Origin of the sequence: Streptomyces sp. NPDC048659, from assembly GCF_040650575.1 — a bacterium.
Lineage (GTDB): Bacteria > Actinomycetota > Actinomycetes > Streptomycetales > Streptomycetaceae > Streptomyces.
In genome coordinates this window covers 54,627-73,102 of record NZ_JBEZHM010000026.1, presented here as the reverse complement: position 1 = coordinate 73,102, position 18,476 = coordinate 54,627, and the positions used below count along the sequence as shown (strand labels likewise).

At 74.9% G+C, this 18,476-nt stretch carries 15 protein-coding genes and 1 riboswitch; of the genes, 5 read left to right on the top strand and 10 right to left on the bottom strand.

What is annotated here, in order from left to right; genetic code table 11:
• The first annotated feature begins 232 nt into the window (after nucleotides 1-232).
• Nucleotides 233-1,219, top strand: coding sequence for an SCO1860 family LAETG-anchored protein (locus AB0C99_RS20965; protein ID WP_362476956.1), 987 nt, complete (start codon nucleotides 233-235; stop codon nucleotides 1,217-1,219).
• Nucleotides 1,220-1,318: 99 nt separating this feature from the next.
• On the opposite strand, the gene cobC is transcribed toward AB0C99_RS20965, so the two are convergent.
• Nucleotides 1,319-2,941, bottom strand: a complete 1,623-nt coding sequence (gene cobC, locus AB0C99_RS20960) for an Rv2231c family pyridoxal phosphate-dependent protein CobC (RefSeq protein WP_362476954.1) — start codon at nucleotides 2,939-2,941, stop codon at nucleotides 1,319-1,321.
• A gap of 6 nt (nucleotides 2,942-2,947) precedes the next feature.
• On the opposite strand from cobC, the gene AB0C99_RS20955 reads away from it, so the two are divergent.
• On the top strand, nucleotides 2,948-3,676 hold the full coding sequence (locus AB0C99_RS20955) for a ZIP family metal transporter (protein ID WP_362476952.1): 729 nt from the start codon (nucleotides 2,948-2,950) through the stop codon (nucleotides 3,674-3,676).
• Between the two features lie 2 nt (nucleotides 3,677-3,678).
• Here the strand turns inward: AB0C99_RS20955 and AB0C99_RS20950 are convergent, their stop codons facing one another.
• The 7 genes from AB0C99_RS20950 to AB0C99_RS20920 form a co-directional block, all read right to left on the bottom strand.
• A complete protein-coding gene (locus AB0C99_RS20950; RefSeq protein WP_362476951.1) occupies nucleotides 3,679-5,037 on the bottom strand; it encodes a cobyrinate a,c-diamide synthase in 1,359 nt (452 codons plus the stop codon).
• Nucleotides 5,031-5,639 carry a cob(I)yrinic acid a,c-diamide adenosyltransferase gene (gene cobO, locus AB0C99_RS20945; RefSeq protein WP_043219477.1) on the bottom strand — a complete coding sequence of 203 codons (609 nt, stop codon included), beginning with the start codon at nucleotides 5,637-5,639 and terminating at the stop codon, nucleotides 5,031-5,033. Before cobO ends, AB0C99_RS20950 begins: the two co-directional genes overlap by 7 nt.
• Entirely contained in the window at nucleotides 5,639-7,720 is a 2,082-nt protein-coding gene (locus AB0C99_RS20940; protein WP_362476949.1) for a putative cobaltochelatase, read from the bottom strand. The genes cobO and AB0C99_RS20940 overlap by 1 nt, the downstream gene beginning before the upstream one ends.
• Before the next feature lie 85 nt (nucleotides 7,721-7,805).
• Nucleotides 7,806-9,314, bottom strand: coding sequence for a cobyric acid synthase (locus tag AB0C99_RS20935; protein ID WP_362476947.1), 1,509 nt, complete (start codon nucleotides 9,312-9,314; stop codon nucleotides 7,806-7,808).
• Nucleotides 9,311-10,294 carry a cobalamin biosynthesis protein gene (locus tag AB0C99_RS20930; protein WP_362476945.1) on the bottom strand — a complete coding sequence of 328 codons (984 nt, stop codon included), beginning with the start codon at nucleotides 10,292-10,294 and terminating at the stop codon, nucleotides 9,311-9,313. Before AB0C99_RS20930 ends, AB0C99_RS20935 begins: the two co-directional genes overlap by 4 nt.
• Before the next feature lie 34 nt (nucleotides 10,295-10,328).
• Nucleotides 10,329-10,460: riboswitch (cobalamin riboswitch) on the bottom strand.
• 121 nt (nucleotides 10,461-10,581) lie between these two features.
• The gene (locus tag AB0C99_RS20925; protein ID WP_351664959.1) at nucleotides 10,582-10,803 is read right to left on the bottom strand and encodes a hypothetical protein; all 222 of its coding nucleotides are present in this window, start codon (nucleotides 10,801-10,803) and stop codon (nucleotides 10,582-10,584) included.
• Between the two features lie 16 nt (nucleotides 10,804-10,819).
• Nucleotides 10,820-12,109 (bottom strand): inorganic phosphate transporter, encoded by a 1,290-nt coding sequence (locus tag AB0C99_RS20920; RefSeq protein WP_362476943.1) that lies wholly within the window; start codon nucleotides 12,107-12,109, stop codon nucleotides 10,820-10,822.
• 360 nt (nucleotides 12,110-12,469) lie between these two features.
• Here AB0C99_RS20920 and AB0C99_RS20915 point away from each other — a divergent pair, with 360 nt between their 5' ends.
• A complete protein-coding gene (locus AB0C99_RS20915) occupies nucleotides 12,470-13,597 on the top strand; it encodes a hypothetical protein (protein WP_362476941.1) in 1,128 nt (375 codons plus the stop codon).
• 224 nt (nucleotides 13,598-13,821) lie between these two features.
• Nucleotides 13,822-15,111: a hypothetical protein gene (locus tag AB0C99_RS20910; RefSeq protein WP_362476939.1), complete on the top strand. Its 1,290-nt coding sequence runs from the start codon at nucleotides 13,822-13,824 to the stop codon at nucleotides 15,109-15,111.
• 66 nt (nucleotides 15,112-15,177) lie between these two features.
• Here the strand turns inward: AB0C99_RS20910 and AB0C99_RS20905 are convergent, their stop codons facing one another.
• Complete coding sequence (locus AB0C99_RS20905) at nucleotides 15,178-15,582, bottom strand: VOC family protein (RefSeq protein ID WP_362476937.1); 405 nt, start codon at nucleotides 15,580-15,582, stop codon at nucleotides 15,178-15,180.
• A 44-nt stretch (nucleotides 15,583-15,626) separates the two neighbouring features.
• A complete protein-coding gene (locus AB0C99_RS20900; RefSeq protein ID WP_362476935.1) occupies nucleotides 15,627-16,517 on the bottom strand; it encodes a neutral zinc metallopeptidase in 891 nt (296 codons plus the stop codon).
• A gap of 219 nt (nucleotides 16,518-16,736) precedes the next feature.
• On the opposite strand from AB0C99_RS20900, the gene AB0C99_RS20895 reads away from it, so the two are divergent.
• The gene (locus AB0C99_RS20895) at nucleotides 16,737-18,335 is read left to right on the top strand and encodes an ABC-F family ATP-binding cassette domain-containing protein (protein WP_362476933.1); all 1,599 of its coding nucleotides are present in this window, start codon (nucleotides 16,737-16,739) and stop codon (nucleotides 18,333-18,335) included.
• Nucleotides 18,336-18,476 lie beyond the last annotated feature (141 nt).

The window sequence follows — 18,476 nt, the reverse complement described above, 5'->3', positions numbered from 1 at the left end:
CCCACTCCCCGCCCCCGCCGCGACACGCGGGGCTCGCGAGAACGCGTGTGTCGAAAGATTCGAATATGAGCGCGGAAACCACCCTTTGGAGTGAACTCACGTCAGGTGACTGTCAGTTCACCCACAGTGCGTAAAGATTCCGGTGTCTCAAGTCGCCGCAGCCGCAACGACCCACAGTCCCCGTGGCGAGCGGCCGGCGACGCCATTTGTCTCTCGTGGGGGTTCCACCGTCTTGAACAGCAACACCTTCCGCCTGCCCGTACGCCGTTCCGCCGCCGCCGCGAGCGTCGCCGCGCTCGCCGTCGGCCCCGTGCTCCTCGCCGCCCCGGCGGCCCACGCCACGGGCGGCCAGGGCACCACCGAGGGGCACGCCACCGCCGTCGTCCTGCGCACCGGCCTCGACGTGAACCTGCTCAACAAGGCGGTGAGCGTGCCGCTGCGCGCCTCCCTGAACGCGGTCGAGGCCCCGGCCACCGCCAAGAAGACCGCCCTCTCGGTCACCGTGCGGGGCGCGGAGAACAACGAGCCGGTCGACGTCCTGCGCGCCGACGTCGCCACCTCCGAGGCGACCGTCGAGGGCAACACCGCCCGGGGCTACGTCAACCTGGTCAAGGCCCGCGTCCACGTCCCCGGCCTCCCGCTGCTCTCCCTCGTCGAGATCGAGAAGGTCACCTCCAAGGCGGTCTGCGAGGCCGGCAAGCGCCCGGTCGCCGAGTCCAACCTGCTCGGCCACATCACGGTCCTCGGCAAGAAGACCACCCTGTCCACCGGCGGCCAGACCAAGGTGAGCGTGCCGGGTGTCGGAGACGTCGTCCTCGACCTCTCCCGCACCGCCACCACCTCCCGCACCGCCGCGGCCACCGCCCTGGAGCTGAAGGTCACGCTCAACCCGCTCAACCTCAACGTCGCCGAGGTCAACGGCACCGTCACCCTCGCCGAGGCCACCTGCGCCACGCCCAAGGGCACCAAGCCCACCGAGCGCCCGACCGAGCAGCCCTCGCAGCAGCCGTCCGAGCGGCCCTCCGAGCGCCCCTCGCCCTCGCCCAGCCACGCCACGGGAGTGAGCACCAACAACGGCGGCACCACGCCCACCGAGAACCTCGCCGAGACCGGCGGCAGCTCCATGACGCCGTACCTGGCCGGCGGCGCCGTCCTGCTGCTCGGCGTCGGCGGCGGCGCCATGGTCCTCGCCCGCGGGCGCGCCCGCGCCCGCGGCTGACCGGCCCGAGGGGGAACACCAGGGGACACCGGGGCGGCGCCGCGCACACGGCGCCGCCCCGGTGGGGGATCCGGGCCCCCGCAAGCAACCGGCCCGCCGTCAGCCCAGCATCAGCAGCGCCTGGTCCAGGGCCTGGAGGAAACGATTCGTCGTCGCCCGGTCCCGTACCGCCAGCCGCAGCCAGTTCCGGTCCAGGCCCGGGAAGGTGTCCCCGCGCCGGGCCGCGAAACCGAGCCCCCGCAGCCGGTCCCGCACCGCGTCCGCGCCCTCGATCCGCACCAGCACGAACGGGCCCTCGGCCGCCTCGACCACCCGCACCTCGTCGAACTCCGCGAGCCCCGCCAGCAGATGGGCCCGCTCCACCCCGATCCGGTGCGCCGCGTCCTCCGCCTCCGCGAGCGCCGCCCGCGACACGCACGCCTCCGCCGCCACCAGCGCGGGGGTCGACACCGGCCACAGCGGCTGCGTCCGCTCCAGCGCCGCGACCGTCTCCGGCTCCGCCAGCACATAGCCGATCCGCAGCCCCGCCAGACCCCAGGTCTTCGTCAGGCTCCGCAGCACCACCAGACCCGGCACGTCCGTCCGCCCCGCCAGCGACTCCCGCTCACCAGGCACCGCGTCCATGAACGCCTCGTCCACCACCAGCGTCCGCCCCGGCCGGGCGAGCGCCGCGATCGCCGCCGCCGGGTGCAGCACGGACGTCGGGTTCGTCGGGTTGCCGATCACCACCAGGTCCGCGTCCTCGGGCACGGCGGCCGGATCCAGCCGGAAGCCGTCCTCCTCGCGCAGCAGCACCCGCTCCACCTCGTGCCCGGCGTCCCGCAGCGCGGCCTCCGGCTCGGTGAACTGCGGATGCACCACGACCGGCCGGCGCACCGGCAGCGCCCGCGCGAGCAGCACGAACGCCTCCGCCGCCCCCGCCGTCAGCAGCACCCGCCGGGCCGGCAGATCGTGCCGCTCGGCCACCGCCGCCCGCGCCGCCCGCCCGTCCGGATAGGCCGCCAGGCCGGTCAGGGAGTCGGCGATCCGCTCCCGCAGCCAGTCCGGCGGGGTGTTCGTCCGGACGTTGACCGCGAGATCGGTCAGCTTCTCGTCCCGGACCTCGGCGTCGCCGTGATGGCGCAGATCGTGTGCATCAGCATGTGTGTGGATGTCCATGGCCGCCGTCGCGTGGGGGGTGGGGAGGGGGAACGTGCGTGTGGGGGATGAGCCGGGCTCGCCTGCGATGTACCCGTGGCCCCGGCCCAACAACCGTACGCTTAAGTCAACTTCGCCCCAGTGAACCGTGTCACCCGAACGAACCTCCACAGAACGGGCGATCGCACACGTCACGCTCCGCGCCTTCCGTTTCGGCACCACCAGCACCGCCCCCGGACCCGCCCCGCGCAGCGCCGCCGCCTCCGCCACCGACGCCGTCCCCGTCGCCGCCAGCGCCCGCCCCGACGGATGCGGTACGGGCACCCCGGCCAGCTCCTCGCTCCGGAAGGCCCGCACCGGCACTCCGAGCCGCGCCGCCGCGCCCGCGACCCCCGGCTCCCCGGCCCGCGCCTCCAGCGTCGCCAGCGCGGCCACCGCGCCGGACCCGAGGCCCGCCTCGGCCAGCGCCGCCCCGATCAGCGCCAGCACCTCGTCCGCCGTCGCCCCGGACCGGGCGCCGACGCCGGCCACGAGCCGGCCGGCCCCCGCTTCGAGGTGCGGGGTCGAGCCGCCATCGGATAGCAAAGGCCCATGGCTGTAGTCGTCGCGCTCGGCGCGTTCCTGATGACGCTGTTCGGCGGCTGGACGGCCCAACGCGTCACCGACCGGCGCCACCTCGTCCTCGGCCTGGCCGGCGGACTCATGCTCGGCGTCGTCGGACTCGACCTGCTCCCCGAGGCCATGGAGGCCGCGGGCGAGAAGGTCTTCGGCGTCCCGCAGGCCCTGCTGCTCTTCGTCGGCGGCTTCCTCTTCGCCCACGTGGTGGAACGCCTCCTCGCCGTCCGCAGCGCCGCGCACGGCGCCGAGCCGGGGGAGCGCGTCCCCCAGGTCGGGCTCACCGCCGCCGCCGCGATGGTCGGCCACAGCCTCATGGACGGCATCGCCCTCGGCGCCGCCTTCCAGGTCGGCGGGGGCATGGGCGCCACCGTCGCGCTCGCGGTCATCACCCACGACTTCGCCGACGGCTTCAACACGTACACGATCACCAGCCTGTACGGGAACGCCCGCCGCAAGGCCCTCGCCATGCTCGTCGCCGACGCCCTCGCCCCGATCGTCGGCGCCGCCTCCACGCTGCTGTTCACCCTTCCGGAGGAACTGCTGGGCAGCTATCTCGGCTTCTTCGGCGGCGCCCTGCTCTACCTCGCCGCCGCCGAGATCCTGCCCGAGGCCCACCACGACCACCCCGCCCGCACCACCCTGCTGTGCACGGTGGCGGGTGTCGGCTTCATCTGGCTGGTGGTGGGCCTGTCCAGCGGCTGAACTCACCCGCAGTGCTCCACGAAGCGCGCGGCCGCGCCCGGGGCCCCCGCCCAGTGCGTGTGCACATAGCTGGCGTGCACCCCGCCCCGTACGAAGCCCTCCACCCTGCGCTCCGGCTGCCGCAGCCCCCAGGCCGCGAGCTCCCCGGCGCCCGGCTCGATCACCGTGCGGTGGAACTCGTGCCCCCGCATCCGGGTGCCCGCCGCCGCCAGCACGCTGTCGTTCACCGCGACCGCGTCCCGGTAGCCCAGCGTCAGCCGCTCCGACATGCGCGCGTCCGCGTCCAGCACCCCGCACATCGGGTGCCCGTCCAGCGAGCGCGCCAGATACAGCAGCCCGGCGCACTCGGCCGCGACCGGCGCCCCGGACGCGGCGAGCTCCGCCACCGCCGCGCGCAGCGGCTCGTTCGCGGACAGCCGCTCGCCGTACATCTCGGGGAAGCCGCCGCCGATGACGAGGCCGCGCGTCCCCTCGGGGAGCGCTTCGTCGCGCAGCGGGTCGAAGGTGACGACCTCCGCCCCCGCCGCCGTCAGCAGCTCCGCGTGCTCGGCGTACGAGAACGTGAACGCCGCGCCCCCGGCGACGGCGATCCGGGGCCGGCCGCCGCCCGTGACGGCCCCCGGCAGCGGGCCCAGCGCGGCGGCCGGGTCCCACGGCCCGGCGCCGAGCTCCGGGGCCGAACGCGCCAGCGCCAGCAGCCCCTCCAGGTCGCAGCCGGCCCGCACCTGCTCCGCCTGCGCCGCCACCGCCTCCACGGCCTGCGCCTGCCGCTCCGCGACCGGCACCAGACCCAGGTGCCGCGAGGGCGTCGCCACCGAGGGCGCCCGCCGCAGCACGCCGAGCACCGGCACGCCCGACTCCTCCAGCGCCTCCCGCAGCAGCAGCTCGTGCCGGTCGCTCGCGACCTTGTTCAGGATCACCCCGCCGAGGCGCACCTCCGGGTCCCAGGACGCGAAGCCGTGCACCAGCGCGGCCACCGACCGGGACTGCGAGGAGGCGTCCACCACCAGCACCACCGGCGCCCGCAGCAGCTTCGCCACCTGCGCCGTGGACGCCAGCTCGCCCTGTCCGGCGGCCCCGTCGTACAGCCCCATGACACCCTCGACGACCGCCAGCTCGCAGCCCCGCGCGCCGTGCGCGAAGAGCGGCGCGATCAGCTCCGTACCGCACATGTACGCGTCGAGGTTGCGGCCCGGCCGGCCGGTGGCCAGCGCGTGGTAGCCCGGGTCGATGTAGTCCGGGCCCACCTTGTGCGGGGAGACCGCGAGGCCACGGCCGGCGAACGCGGCCATCAGGCCCGTCGCGACCGTGGTCTTGCCCGCGCCCGAGGAGGGCGCGGCGATGACGAGACGTGCTACCACTCGATGCCCCGCTGGCCCTTCTGACCCGCGTCCATCGGGTGCTTCACCTTCGACATGTCGGTCACGAGGTCCGCGAAGTCCACGAGCTCCTGCGGGGCGTTGCGGCCGGTGATCACGACGTGCTGGTGACCGGGGCGGTCCCGCAGCACCTCGACGACCTCCTTCACGTCGATCCAGCCCCAGTGCAGCAGGTACGCGAACTCGTCGAGGACGTAGAACTTGTAGCGCTCCTCGGCCAGGTCCCGCTTGACCTGCTCCCAGCCCTCACGCGCCTTGTCCTCGTGCGACTGCTCGCCCTCGGCGACCTCGCGCTGGATCCAGGACCAGCCCTCGCCCATCTTGTTCCAGGTGACCGTGCCGCCCTTGCCGGTCTCGCCGAGCGCCTTGAGGGCGTTCTCCTCGCCGACCTTCCACTTGGCGGACTTGACGAACTGGAACACCCCGATCGGCCAGCCCTGGTTCCAGGCGCGCAGCGCCATGCCGAACGCGGCGGTCGACTTCCCCTTGCCGACCCCCGTGTGCACCATGACGAGTGCGCGGTTGCGGCGCTGGCGGGTGGTGAGACCGTCGTCGGGAACGACGGTCGGCTGTCCCTGTGGCATCAGGCGGCCCTCCTGGCGAAACGGTTGTCCTGTACGTCCCTGACGTCCCTGACGAGACCCGCGATCGAGTCGGCGCGCAGCTCGTCCAGGGTGACGGCGGTGCCGCCGAGTTCACGGGCGAGGGTCCCGGCGAGGCCCAGCCGCACCGGTCCCGTCTCGCAGTCCACGACGACGCTCGCCGTGCCGTCGGCGGCGTGCAGCCGCGCGGCGCGGGCGGCGAGCGCCAGCGGATCGGGGCCGCCGCCGGTCGCGCGGCCGTCGGTGACGACCACCAGCAGCGGGCGGCGCGAGGGGTCGCGCAGCCGCTCGATCCGCAGCACGTCGTGCGCCTTCAGCAGCCCCGCCGACAGCGGCGTGCGGCCGCCCGTCGGCAGCTGCTCCAGCCGGGTCGCGGCCGCGTCCACCGAGGAGGTCGGCGGCAGCGCGAGCTCCGCGGCGCGGCCCCGGAAGGTGATCAGGCCGACCTTGTCGCGCCGCTGGTAGGCGTCGAGCAGCAGCGAGAGCACCGCGCCCTTGACCGCGCTCATCCGCTGCCGGGCCGCCATCGAACCGGAGGCGTCCACGGCGAACAGCACCAGATTGCCCTCGCGGCCCTCGCGGGTCGCCTGCCGCAGGTCGTCCCGGCGCACCACCAGGCCGGGCCCGCTGCGCCCGCGAGCCTTCTGGTGCGGGGCGGCGGCGTGCACGGTGGCGGCCAGGTGCAGCTTGGTCAGCGCGCCCCGGGGCCGGGTGGAGCCGGTGGTGCGGCCGTGCTCGGTACGGGCCCGGGAGCGGCGCCCGGCGGCGCCCTCGCCGAGACCGGGCACGCTCAGGGTCTTCGTACGGAACGGCTCGGCGGCCTGGACGGCGGCGCGGTCGCCGGAGCCGGGGCCGGACCCGGAGCCGCTGTTCTGCGGGGCGGGCGCGGGAGCGGGGGCCTCGGCGGGAGCCTCCTCGGGGGCCGGGGCCTGCTCGGGCGCGGGCCCGTCGCCCTGCGGCGGGATCCCGCCGCCGCCACCGCCGGGACCGCCGTCACCGGGACCGCCGTCGCCCGGACCGTCCGGCTCCGGCTCGTCGTCCGGCTCGTCCTCGCCCTTGAACCGCTCCAGCGTCTCGTCCAGCTTGTCCTCGTCGAGGCCCGGGGCGTCGAAGGGGTTGCGCCGCCGCCGGTGCGGGAGCGCCAGCAGCGCGGCCTGCCGCACGTCGTCCGAGGTGACCTCGGTCCGCCCCGCCCACGCGGCGAGCGCGGTCGCGGTGCGGGCCATCACGATGTCGGCGCGCATCCCGTCGACCTCGAACGCGGCGCAGGTCGCGGCGATCTGGAGGAGCACCGCGTCCCCGAGGGTCACCTTCGGCAGCAGCTCCCGCGCGGCGACGATCCGTGCGCGCAGCGCGGCCTCCTCGCCGGCCCAGCGGGCGGCGAACGCGGCCGGGTCGTCCTCGAAGGCGAGCCGCCGCCGGACCACCTCGACGCGCTCCTCGGGCACCCGGGAGGCGGCGACCTCCACGGTCAGCCCGAAGCGGTCGAGCAACTGCGGCCGCAGCTCGCCCTCTTCGGGGTTCATCGTGCCGACCAGCAGGAACCGCGCGGCGTGCCGCACGGAGACGCCCTCGCGCTCGACGTGCGACTGCCCCATGGCGGCGGCGTCGAGCAGGAGGTCGATCAAGTGGTCGTGCAGGAGGTTGACCTCGTCGACGTAGAGGATGCCCCGGTGCGCGGCGGCGAGCAGTCCGGGCTCGAACGCCTTGACTCCCTCGGCGAGCGCCCGCTCGATGTCGAGCGCGCCGACCAGCCGGTCCTCGGACGCGCCGACCGGCAGCTCGACCATCCGCGCGGGCCGCGCGTCGGCCGCCCCTACCTCGTGCGGCCCGTCCGGGCAGCCGGGGTCGGGCGAGGCCGGGTCGCAGCTGAAGCGGCAGTCCGCGACGACGGCCACCGACGGCAGCAGCTCGGCGAGGGCCCGCACGGCGGTGGACTTGGCGGTGCCCTTCTCGCCGCGCACGAGGACGCCACCCACCGCCGGGCTGACCGAGTTCAGCAGCAGCGCGAGCCGCAGGTCGTCCATGCCGACGACGGCGGTGAACGGATAGCGGGTGCTCATCGGGTGATCACTCCTTCGAGTCGTGCGGAGGGGCGTACGGAGGGGCGTACGGAGGTGGTGGGGCCGGGCGGGCCGGCCGGGGCGTTCACGGCGCCCCCGGCGGCACGAACGGCAGCCCCTTCGGGGCGCCCTCCTCGATGAGCCGCAGCAGCGCGTCCGTGTCGGCGTGCTCCTCGATCAGGTCGCCCAGCCGGTCCAGCTGCTCCTCGCGGAGCGTGCCGAACGAGGTGTCGGGGGCCGGGACGAAGCGCCGGCCGGACGCCGCCGCGACCTCGCGCAGGAAGGCGCGCCGGAAGCCGTCGCTCTCCAGCGAGCCGTGCCAGTGGGTGCCCCAGACCGCGCCGACCCGGCAGCCGTCCAGGAAGGGCTCGCCGCCCTCGACGGTGGCGACGCCGTGGTGGATCTCGTACCCCTCGACGCGCTCGCCGAGCGCCTCGCCGACCGGCCGGGCCAGGGTCTTCTCGACGCCGAAGCGGATGCGTACGGGCAGCAGCCCGAGCCCGTCGACCAGGCCCGCCTTCGACTCGACCTCGTCCTCGATCCGCTCGCCGAGCGCCTGGAAGCCGCCGCAGATCCCGAGCACCGGGCGGCCCTCGGCGGCCCGCCGGACCAGCGCGTCGGCCAGCCCGCGCTCGCGCAGCCAGGCCAGCGCCTTGACGGTGCCGCGGGTGCCGGGCACGACGACCAGGTCGGCGTCGACGAGCTCCTCGGGCCGGTCGACGAAGCGGACGACCACACCCGGCTCGGCGGCCAGCGCGTCCACGTCGGTGAAGTTCGACATCAGCGGGACGGCGCAGACGGCGACCCGCAGCACGTCGGCGCCGACCGGCGGGGCCACCACCGACTCGCGGACCGTGCCGCGCAGCGAGACCCGCAGGCCGTCCTCCTCGTCGATGCCGAGGCCGTGCGCGTACGGCAGGACGCCGAAGGTGCGGCGCCCGGTGAGGCCGTGGAGCATGTCCAGGCCGGGCTCCAGGAGCGTCACGTCGCCGCGGAACTTGTTCACCAGGTACCCGGCGACGAGCTCCTGGTCCTCGGGCGCGAGCAGCGCGGTGGTGCCGAAGAACTGGGCGAAGACGCCGCCCCGGTCGATGTCGCCGACGACCACGACGGGCAGCCGGGCGGCCCGCGCTATGCCCATGTTGACGATGTCGGTGCGCCGCAGGTTGATCTCGGCCGGGCTGCCCGCCCCCTCGCAGATCACGGCGTCGTACGTGCCCCGGAGCTCCTCCAGGCACGCCAGCACCGGCTCGAAGAGGGTGCCCTGCCGTCCGCCGTGGTAGCCGCGGGCGCTCATCTCGCCGACCGGCTTCCCCATCAGGACGACCTGGCTGGAGCGGTCGGAGCCCGGCTTGAGCAGCACCGGGTTCATCAGCGCGGTCGGCTCGACGCGCGCGGCCTGCGCCTGCATGGCCTGGGCGCGCCCGATCTCGGCGCCCTCCCGGGTCACGAAGGAGTTGAGGGACATGTTCTGTCCCTTGAACGGCGCCACCTTGACGCCCTGCCGGACCAGCCAGCGGCAGATGCCGGCCGTGACGACGCTCTTGCCCGCGTCGGACGTGGTCCCGGCGACGAGCAGCCCCCCGCCCCTCATGCGTTCCTCCGCTTCAGCGTGCTCGCGATCAGCCGGCCGCCCACGCAGGCGGCCAGGGTCAGTCCGGTGATCCGGCGGGACAGCCGCACCGCCCGGTCGATGTCGGCGACCTCGACGGGACGGCCCGCCCCGTTGAGGACGGGCCGGTGCTCGACCCGTCCGCCGTACGCCAGGGTGCCGCCGAGCCGTACGCCGAGGGCCCCGGCGAAGGACGCCTCGACGGGTCCGGCGTTGGGGCTGGGGTGCTTCGCCGCGTCCGCCCGCCAGGCGCGGGCCGCCCCGCGCGGGTTCCCGCCCGCGACGGTGGCGAGCGCGGCGGTGAGCCGGGCGCCGGGCCAGCCGGCCAGGTCGTCCAGGCGGGCCGAGGCCCAGCCGAAGCGGCGGTACCTCGGCGACTTGTGGCCGACCATCGCGTCCAGGGTGTTCACCGCGCGGAAGCCGAGCAGCCCCGGCACGCCGGCGACGGCGCCCCAGAAGAGCGCGCCGACCACGGCGTCGGAGGTGTTCTCGGCGACGGACTCGACGACCGCGCGGGCCATCGCGGGGCCGTCCAGGGAGTGCGGGTCGCGTCCGCACAGGTGCGGCAGGCGCTCCCGGGCGACCTCCAGGTCCCCGGCGGCGAGCGCCCCGCCGATCGCGCGGGCCTCGCGGCCCAGCGTCGTACCGCCGACCACGGCCCACACGGAGGCGGCGGTCAGGGCGACGGTGGCGGCGCGGCTGCCCCGTGCCGTACGGGCGGCCAGCGCGCCGAGGGCGACGGTGGAGCCGGCGCAGACGGCGGTGTGCAGGGCGCCCCAGCCGCGGTGGTCGCGCCACAGGCGCCGTTCGACCGCGCCGGCGGCCCGGCCGAAGGCGGCGACGGGGTGGCCGCGGCGGGGGTCGCCCGCGAGCCGGTCGACGGCGAGGCCGGCGGCCGCTCCGTACGCGAAGACACCGGTGGCGCTGTCGGTGCCGGGAAGGCTGAGGCCGCGGCCGGGCATGGCGCTCTGTCCTCACTCAGGGTCCGCGCCCTGGATCGACGTGACCGGCGGCGAGAGTTCCTGGCTCCCGGCCCCTGGGGGCCGGTCACAGTGGCGGGACCGCGCCGGATTCGCACCGGACTTCCTCTACTGCCGCCGTAATGGCCCCGGCAGTCCACCACGCTGTGCGAACAGCCGTCAACTCACCCTTGACCTGCGTCGGGTCACTGTGCGGAGCGCCACAGACACGAGGACCGGGCGGCCCGCACCACGAGGTGCGGACCGCCCGGCCGGGTGTGCGCGGTGCGTCAGGCGACGATCAGGTAGATGCCGTAGGAGACGGCGGCCAGGCACAGCGCGAAGCAGGCGTAGGCGCCGGTGACGGCCAGGGTGGCGGAGCCGCCGTTCTCGGCGGCCTCCTCCTGCTTGGAGAGGCCCATGACACCGAGGGTGAAGAGGCCCACCAGGGCGACGGTCGCCACGAGGCTGACTCCGAAGACGGAGCCGAGGGCTGCCCAGTCGATCTTCATGCTTGGTTCCAGTTCCTTAGACCGCGGCGGCGGGGGCCGGGGGAGCGGCCGGGTCCGTGGGGCCCGGGGTGGGGATGGTGGTCTTCAGGTCCGCGTCCGCGACGGCGGCGACGGAGCCCGCGGCCGGCGGCGGGGTGACGGCCGCGATGGCGGTGGTGACCACGCCGGCGGGCTCGGCCGGGGCGCCCGGGTTGTCGAGGTCGTCGGCGGTGACGTTGGTGTGGTCGACCGGCTTGCGGCGGGAGAGCGCCCAGATCACGGCCGAGCCGGCGACGAGCAGGACCGCGACGGCGGCGATGCCCCAGGTGCCCTGCTTGGTGAGGAACTCGGCGGCGGCGCCGACCAGGCCCGCGGCGGGCAGGGTCAGACCCCAGGCGACGAACATCCGGGTGGCGGTCGACCAGCGGACGACTCCGCCCTTGCGGCCGAGGCCGGCGCCCATCACGGCACCCGAGCAGGACTGGGTGGTGGAGAGCGAGAAGCCCAGGTGCGAGGAGGCCAGGATGACGGTGGCCGCGCTGGTCTGGGCGGCGAAGCCCTGCTGCGGCTGGAGGTCGGTGAGGCCCTTGCCCATGGTGCGGATGATGCGCCAGCCGCCGAGGTAGGTGCCGAGCGCGATGGCGACACCGGCGGAGACGATGACCCACATGGGCGGGTTGGCGCCGGGGGCGAGGACGCCGCTGGTGACCAGGGCGAGGGTGATGATGCCCATCGTCTTCTGCGCGTCGTTGGTGCCGTGCGCGAGCGAGACGAGACCGGCGGAGGCGATCTGGCCGGCCCGGTAGCCCTTGGCGGTCGCCTTGGTCCCGGTGTTCGACTTCTTGCCGAGGCGGTACGTCAGGCGGGTCGCGACCATCGCGGCCAGACCGGCCACGATCGGGGCGGCGATGGCGGGGATGAGGACCTTGGTGACGATGGTCGGGCCGTTGACCGCGTCCCAGCCCGCCGACATCACGGCGGCGCCGATGAGGCCGCCGAAGAGGGCGTGGGAGGAGCTGGACGGCAGGCCCAGCAGCCAGGTCAGCAGGTTCCACAGGATGGCGCCGACGAGCGCCGCGAAGATCACTTCTGTGCGAATGCCCTCTTCGTTGATGATCCCGCCGGAGATCGTCTTGGCGACCTCCACGGACAGGAACGCGCCGACGAGGTTCAGCACGGCGGACATGGCCACCGCCGTCTTGGGCTTGAGAGCACCGGTCGAGATGGTCGTCGCCATCGCGTTGGCGGTGTCGTGGAAACCGTTCGTGAAATCGAACACGAGAGCTGTCACGACCACAATCGCGAGCAGCAGCGTGATGTGTTCCATTTACCCAGGCAATCGTTTGACGTCAGTGGCTGGTCGAACGTACGCAACCTGGGTGAACGGAAGATGAACTGAGCCGGGCTGCGCGGTGTCCCCAACCGGGGTCCGGAGCTTCCGCTTCCGCTCCTGGCCGGCCCTCTGTCCACCATGCGGGCAGGGTGCGACCCGGGGTAATCGCAGGCGAAACGGGACACCCGCGACATCCGGCCGTTCCGCCGCCCGCCGCCCGGTCCGCCCCGTGGACCCCGCGCGCCCCCGTCAGCCGTACGGACGACCCCGCCGACGAGACCCTCGTCACGCGCCGTCACCCGTCCGGGGTGCCGTCCGGTGGCAGCCTCCGCGCCCACTGCCGACACTGGGAGCGTGCGCCCGGCTACAGCGACGGCAGCGGCCGTCACCACAGTGATCGGTGTCGGCGCGGCCGCGGTGGCGGCCGGCCGGTACGCCAGCGACGCCGCCCTCAGGGTGCCGTCCGGACGCCCCCTCCCCGGCGATCCCCGGCTCACCGTGCACACCACGGCACCCGGCCGGATCACCCTCACCCGCAGCCTCGCCTCGCTGCGCCCCGGCACCTACGGGATCGAGGCCCCCGGCCTGCACGCCGTCGTCGGCCCCGTCCTCGACCGTGTCCCGCACACCGCCGACACCGTGGTCCGCCGGCTCGAACGGGTCGAGCTCGGCGCCCTCGCCACCGGCGCCCGGGTCCGCCTCACCCCCCAGCTGCACCGCGGCACGCCCGAGACCGCCCTCGGCCTCGCCCACGAGGACGTCGAGATCCCCGGCGAGCTCGGCCCCCTCCCCGGCTGGCTCGTCCCCGGCGCCCGCTCCACCTGGGTGATCGCCCTGCACGGCCTCGGCACCACCCGGGAGCACGCCCTCAACCTCGTCCCCTTCCTCCAGCGCCGCCGGATCCCCGTCCTCGTCCCCGCCTACCGGGGCGACGAGGGCGCGCCGCCCGCCCCCGACGGCCTCGCCCACCTGGGCGACTCCGAGTGGCGCGACGTCGACGCCGCCCTCCGCTACGCCGTGAGCCGGGGCGCCGGACAGGTCGTCCTGCTCGGCTGGGGCGCCGGCGCCGCGATGGCCCTGCACGCCGCCGCCGGCTCCGGCGTCCGCGACCGGATCCGCGGCCTGGTCCTCGACTCCCCGGTCCTCGACTGGGAGGCCACCCTGCGCAACCTCGCCGCCGCCCGGGGCGTCCCCGGACCGCTCGTCCCGCTCGCCGTCCGCGCCGCGCAGGGCCGGACCGGACTCCACGGCGACCGGCTCGCCGAGGCCGCCGACCCCCGGGGCCTGCGGGTGCCCACCCTCGTCCTGCACGGGCCCGACGACACGATCGCCCCCTGGGCCCGCTCCCAGGAGCTCGCCGCGCTCCGCCCCGACCTGGTCACCCTCACCGCCGTCCGCGACGCCCCCCACGCCGCCATGTGGAACGCCGACCCGCTCCGCTACGAGGAGGCCCTGCGGCGCTTCCTGACCCCCCTCGTCTGAGGCCCGCCGCCCGGACCCGGCCCCGCGCGCCCCGCCTCCCCGCCCCGGCCGCGGCGGCCCCGAAGCCCGGACCGATGCAGCGGCGTTGCGGATTCCGATTGGGCTTTCGGGCCGTCAGCGGGAAGACTGCCCCCGTGACGTCTCGAAAGCCCGATGAACCATTGGCGCGCAACTCCAGACTCCGACTCGTCCGTCCGCGGGCCCTCGCCACCGCGCGGCGGGCCGTGACGACCCGGCGCACCCGCCCGGCACCCCGGCCGCCCGAGGGGACACCGCCCCGGGCGGAGCTGGCCGGCCACGCCCGTGCCGTCCTCGCCGACGCCGTACGCATCGCCCGCTGGGCCGCCGTGGACCGCACCGCCGGCGCGGCCGGCCCCGACCTCGGCGACGGCGAACGCGCCGCCGCCGCCCTCGCCCTGACACCGGCCCAGGTCCTGGCCGGCTGGGACCGGGCCCGGCTCGCCGGACTCGTCGAACTGCACGGCGACACCGCCCGCCCCGGCTGGCGGCTGCACGCCTGGGACCGCGACGACTCCGCCGTGCTGCGCGGCTGGGTCGCCCTCTTCGACGCCTGGTCGCTGGTCCACCCGGCGCCCGAGGGCGTCGCCCCCGGTGCCGTCGCCGAGGTCGTCGAGGCCGTCCCCCAGGTCCTCTCGCTGCTCCAGCTCTCCGCCGGACCCGTCCCGGTGCCGAGCCTGCTCGACCTGCTCGGCCAGCGCGTCGAGGAGCTCCGCGAGGAGCGCTGCGAGGTCCCCGCCCCCGGCACCCCCGTCGAGACCGCCCCCGCCGCCGAAGGGCTGCCCGCGCTCCTCGACTGGGCCCTGGAGGGCCTCGCCGACGTCGGCGCCCTCACCCTCGGCCCCGGCCAGGCCACCCTGACCCCGCTCGGGAACTGGGCGGTCTGGGTCAAGCTGGAGCAGATCTGCGTCGCCGCGCAGAGCCCCGCGGGCAACATCGAGCAGTCCGCCGAGGACATGCTGCGCGGCTGCGCCCGGCTCACCCCCGGCCCGGCCCGCGACGAGTACCGCGCCTGGCTCGCCGCCCGCACCCTCTCCAGCGCCGTCGCCGAGCTCCTCGCCGTCGCCCGCGGCGAGGACGCCCTGCTGCGCGGCCTCGCCTTCGAGGCCCTGCGGGTGGTCGGCGCCCCCGCCGAGCCCGAGGTCCGCGCCGCCCTCGCCGAGCCCTCGCTGCGCCCCTACGCGCTGCTGTGGCTCGCCGAGTACGAGGGCGCCGACCCCGACGACGCCCCCGAGGTGCTCACCCGCGAGGAGGCGACCTGGCTCTGGGTGGACACCGCGGCCGCCGTCGCCGACCACGGCGAGGGCACCCTGCTCGTGCGCCACCTGGACTCGGCCGTCCAGGGCACCGTCCCGGCCCTGCTCGACGCGGTCCGGGCCGTCGGCCACCCGCGCACCGTCCAGGTCCTCGTCGCGCTCGCCGCCGCGCACCCCGACCCGGCCCTGGCCAAGGCGGTCCGCCGGGCCGCCTTCCAGGTCCACACGGGCGGCGCCTGAGACACCGGACACGGGACGGGCCGCCACCGCCGGGTGGCGGCCCGCCCCGTCCGGCCGTCCGGTCCTCTACTCGTCCGCCGCGCCCGGCGCGTACGTCCCGAAGCTCCAGACGTTGCCCTCCGCGTCCAGCGCCATGTAGTCCCGGGAGCCGTAGTCCTGGTCCGTGGGCGGCATCGCGATCTCCACGCCGTGCGCCACGGCCCGCGCGTGGTGCTCGTCCACGTCGGCGACGTGCACGTACACCCCGGTCGGGCCGCCGCCCGCCATCCGCCGGTCGAACTCGCTGCCCGAACCCGCGCTGCCGAGCATCACCATCCCGTTCCCGTACGTGAGCTCCGCGTGCATCACGCGCCCGTCCTCGCCCTCGTACACCGCCGTCGCGGTGAAGCCGAACGCCTCTGTCAGCAGCGTGATCGCGGCCTTCGCGTCCGCGTACCGCAGTGTCGGACAGATGTCGGGTGCCTCGGCCATCCCGACCACTTCCTCTCGCATGAGTGAAGGTGACCCAGGCCGGGTCACCGGAAGGTGTTGCACTTCGCCATGTCGCCGGTGCTGTAGCCGGTGTAGAACCACTGCTGCCGCTGCGCCGCCGAGCCGTGCGTCCAGTTCTCCGGCGTCACCCGCCCCTGGAAGCGCTCCTGGATCCGGTCGTCGCCCACCGCCGCCGCCGCGTCCAGGCCGTCCCGGATGTCCTGGTCGGTCAGCCGCGTGAACAGCGGCCGGCCGGTCCGCTCGTCCGGTGTGGTCGTCGCGTGCCGCGCCCACACCCCCGCGTAGCAGTCGGCCTGGAGCTCCACCCGGACCGCGTTGGAGTTCGCCCCGGTCCGCCCGTCCTGGGCCTTCGACAGCGTCCCCATCAGGTTCTGCACGTGGTGCCCGTACTCGTGCGCCACCACGTACGCCTGCGCGAAGGGCCCGCCGGTCGAGCCGAACTTGGTGCGCAGCTCGTCGAAGAAGCCGAGGTCCAGATAGACCTGCCGGTCGCCCGGGCAGTAGAACGGGCCGACCGCGGAGGTCGCGTTGCCGCAGGCGGTGGCGACCCGCTGGGTGAACAGCACGGTCCGCGCGGGGGAGTAGGTGCCGCCCCGCCGGGTGTACTCGGCCCGCCAGAAGTCCTGCACGCTGTTGACCACCGCCACGATCCGGCAGTCCTCGCGCGCGTTCGCGTCCGAGCCCTTCCGGCACGCCTGGTCGACCTGGGCCGCCGACGAGGCGCTCACGGCCGGCTCGTCGTGCCCGGACGACAGCCCCAGCTGCTCCGGGCCCACCCCGAAGAGCAGGCCCAGGATCAGCGCGATGACACCGGCGATCCCGCCGCCGATGGTGGCCCGGCCGCCGGGCACCCGGCTGCCCCGGACGTCCTTGACCTCCGAGGTGTCCAGGTCGGCATCGTCGTCGAACTGCATGGCCACCGCCCTCCGCGTCTCTGCCGAGTATCGAGCGCACCGCCGATTGTCACCCCTTTTGTGCGTCATGCGAGGTATGTGAGATCCACCGCTCGGCCGAAAATCAGTTGCGGAAGCCCGTTAGACTGACCTCATGGTCTGTCTCCTCTGGGTGCATTAGCGGCGTCGAAGCCCGCATCAGCCGTCCTTCCGCCCTTCCCACCGCCCAGGAGTCCGTCCGTGATCACCGCTTCCGGAATCGAGCTGCGCGCCGGCGCGCGCGTCCTCATCGAGTCCGCTTCCTTCCGCGTCGCCAAGGGCGACCGCATCGGCCTGGTCGGCCGCAACGGCGCCGGCAAGACCACCCTCACCAAGTGCCTCGCGGGCGAGGGCCAGCCGGCCGGCGGCACCATCACCCGCTCCGGCGAGGTCGGCTACCTGCCGCAGGACCCGCGCACCGGCGACCTGGACGTGCTGGCCCGCGACCGCATCCTGTCCGCCCGCGGCCTCGACACCCTGATCCGCAAGATGCGCCAGAACGAGGAGCGCATCGCCACCGGCGCCGGCGCCACCCGCGACAAGGCCATGCGGCAGTACGAGCGCCAGGAGACCGAGTTCCTCACCAAGGGCGGGTACGCGGCCGAGGCCGAGGCGTCCACCATCGCCGCCGCGCTCGGCCTGCCCGACCGGGTCCTCGGCCAGCCGCTGCACACCCTCTCCGGCGGTCAGCGCCGCCGGATCGAGCTGGCCCGGATCCTCTTCTCGGACGCCGACACCCTGCTCCTCGACGAGCCCACCAACCACCTCGACGCCGACTCGATCATCTGGCTGCGCGACTACCTGAAGACCTACCGCGGCGGCTTCATCGTGATCTCCCACGACGTCGACCTGGTCGAGACCGTCGTCAACAAGGTCTTCTACCTGGACGCCAACCGCTCCGTGATCGACGTCTACAACATGGGCTGGAAGCTCTACCAGCAGCAGCGCGAGGCCGACGAGAAGCGCCGCAAGCGCGAGCGCCAGAACGCCGAGAAGAAGGCCGCCGCGCTCAACTCGCAGGCCGACAAGATGCGCGCCAAGGCCACCAAGACGGTCGCCGCGCAGAACATGGCCAAGCGCGCCGAGCGCCTGCTCTCCGGCCTGGAGGCGGTCCGCGTCTCCGACAAGGTCGCCAAGCTGCGCTTCCCGGACCCCGCGCCCTGCGGCAAGACCCCGCTCACCGCCGAGGGCCTGTCCAAGTCGTACGGCTCCCTGGAGATCTTCACCGACGTCGACCTGGCCATCGACAAGGGCTCCCGCGTCGTCATCCTCGGCCTCAACGGCGCCGGCAAGACGACCCTGCTGCGCCTGCTCGGCGGCGTCGAGCAGCCCGACACCGGCGAGGTCACCCCGGGCCACGGCCTCAAGCTCGGCTACTACGCGCAGGAGCACGAGACCCTCGACCCGGAGCGCTCCGTCCTGGAGAACATGCGCTCCGCCTCGCCCGACCTCGACCTGGTCGAGGTGCGCAAGGTGCTCGGCTCCTTCCTCTTCTCCGGCGACGACGTCGACAAGCCGGCCGGGGTGCTCTCCGGCGGCGAGAAGACCCGGCTCGCGCTCGCGACCCTGGTCGTCTCCTCGGCCAACGTGCTGCTCCTCGACGAGCCCACCAACAACCTCGACCCGGCCAGTCGCGAGGAGATCCTCGGCGCGCTGCGCACGTACAAGGGCGCGGTCGTGCTGGTCACCCACGACGAGGGCGCCGTCGCGGCGCTGGACCCGGAGCGGATCATCCTGCTCCCGGACGGCGTCGAGGACCTGTGGGGCCCGGACTACGCGGACCTGGTCGCCCTCGCCTGACCGGCCCGGTCGGGCGCGGCCCCGCCCCCGGCCGCCCGGTGATCATGCCGGGCTGGATCATTCGGCTCATGGGTGATCCTTCATCTGAGTGAGTGCGTCTCGTACCTTCCGGCGCGGGCCCTGCGGAATCCTTCCGTCTGG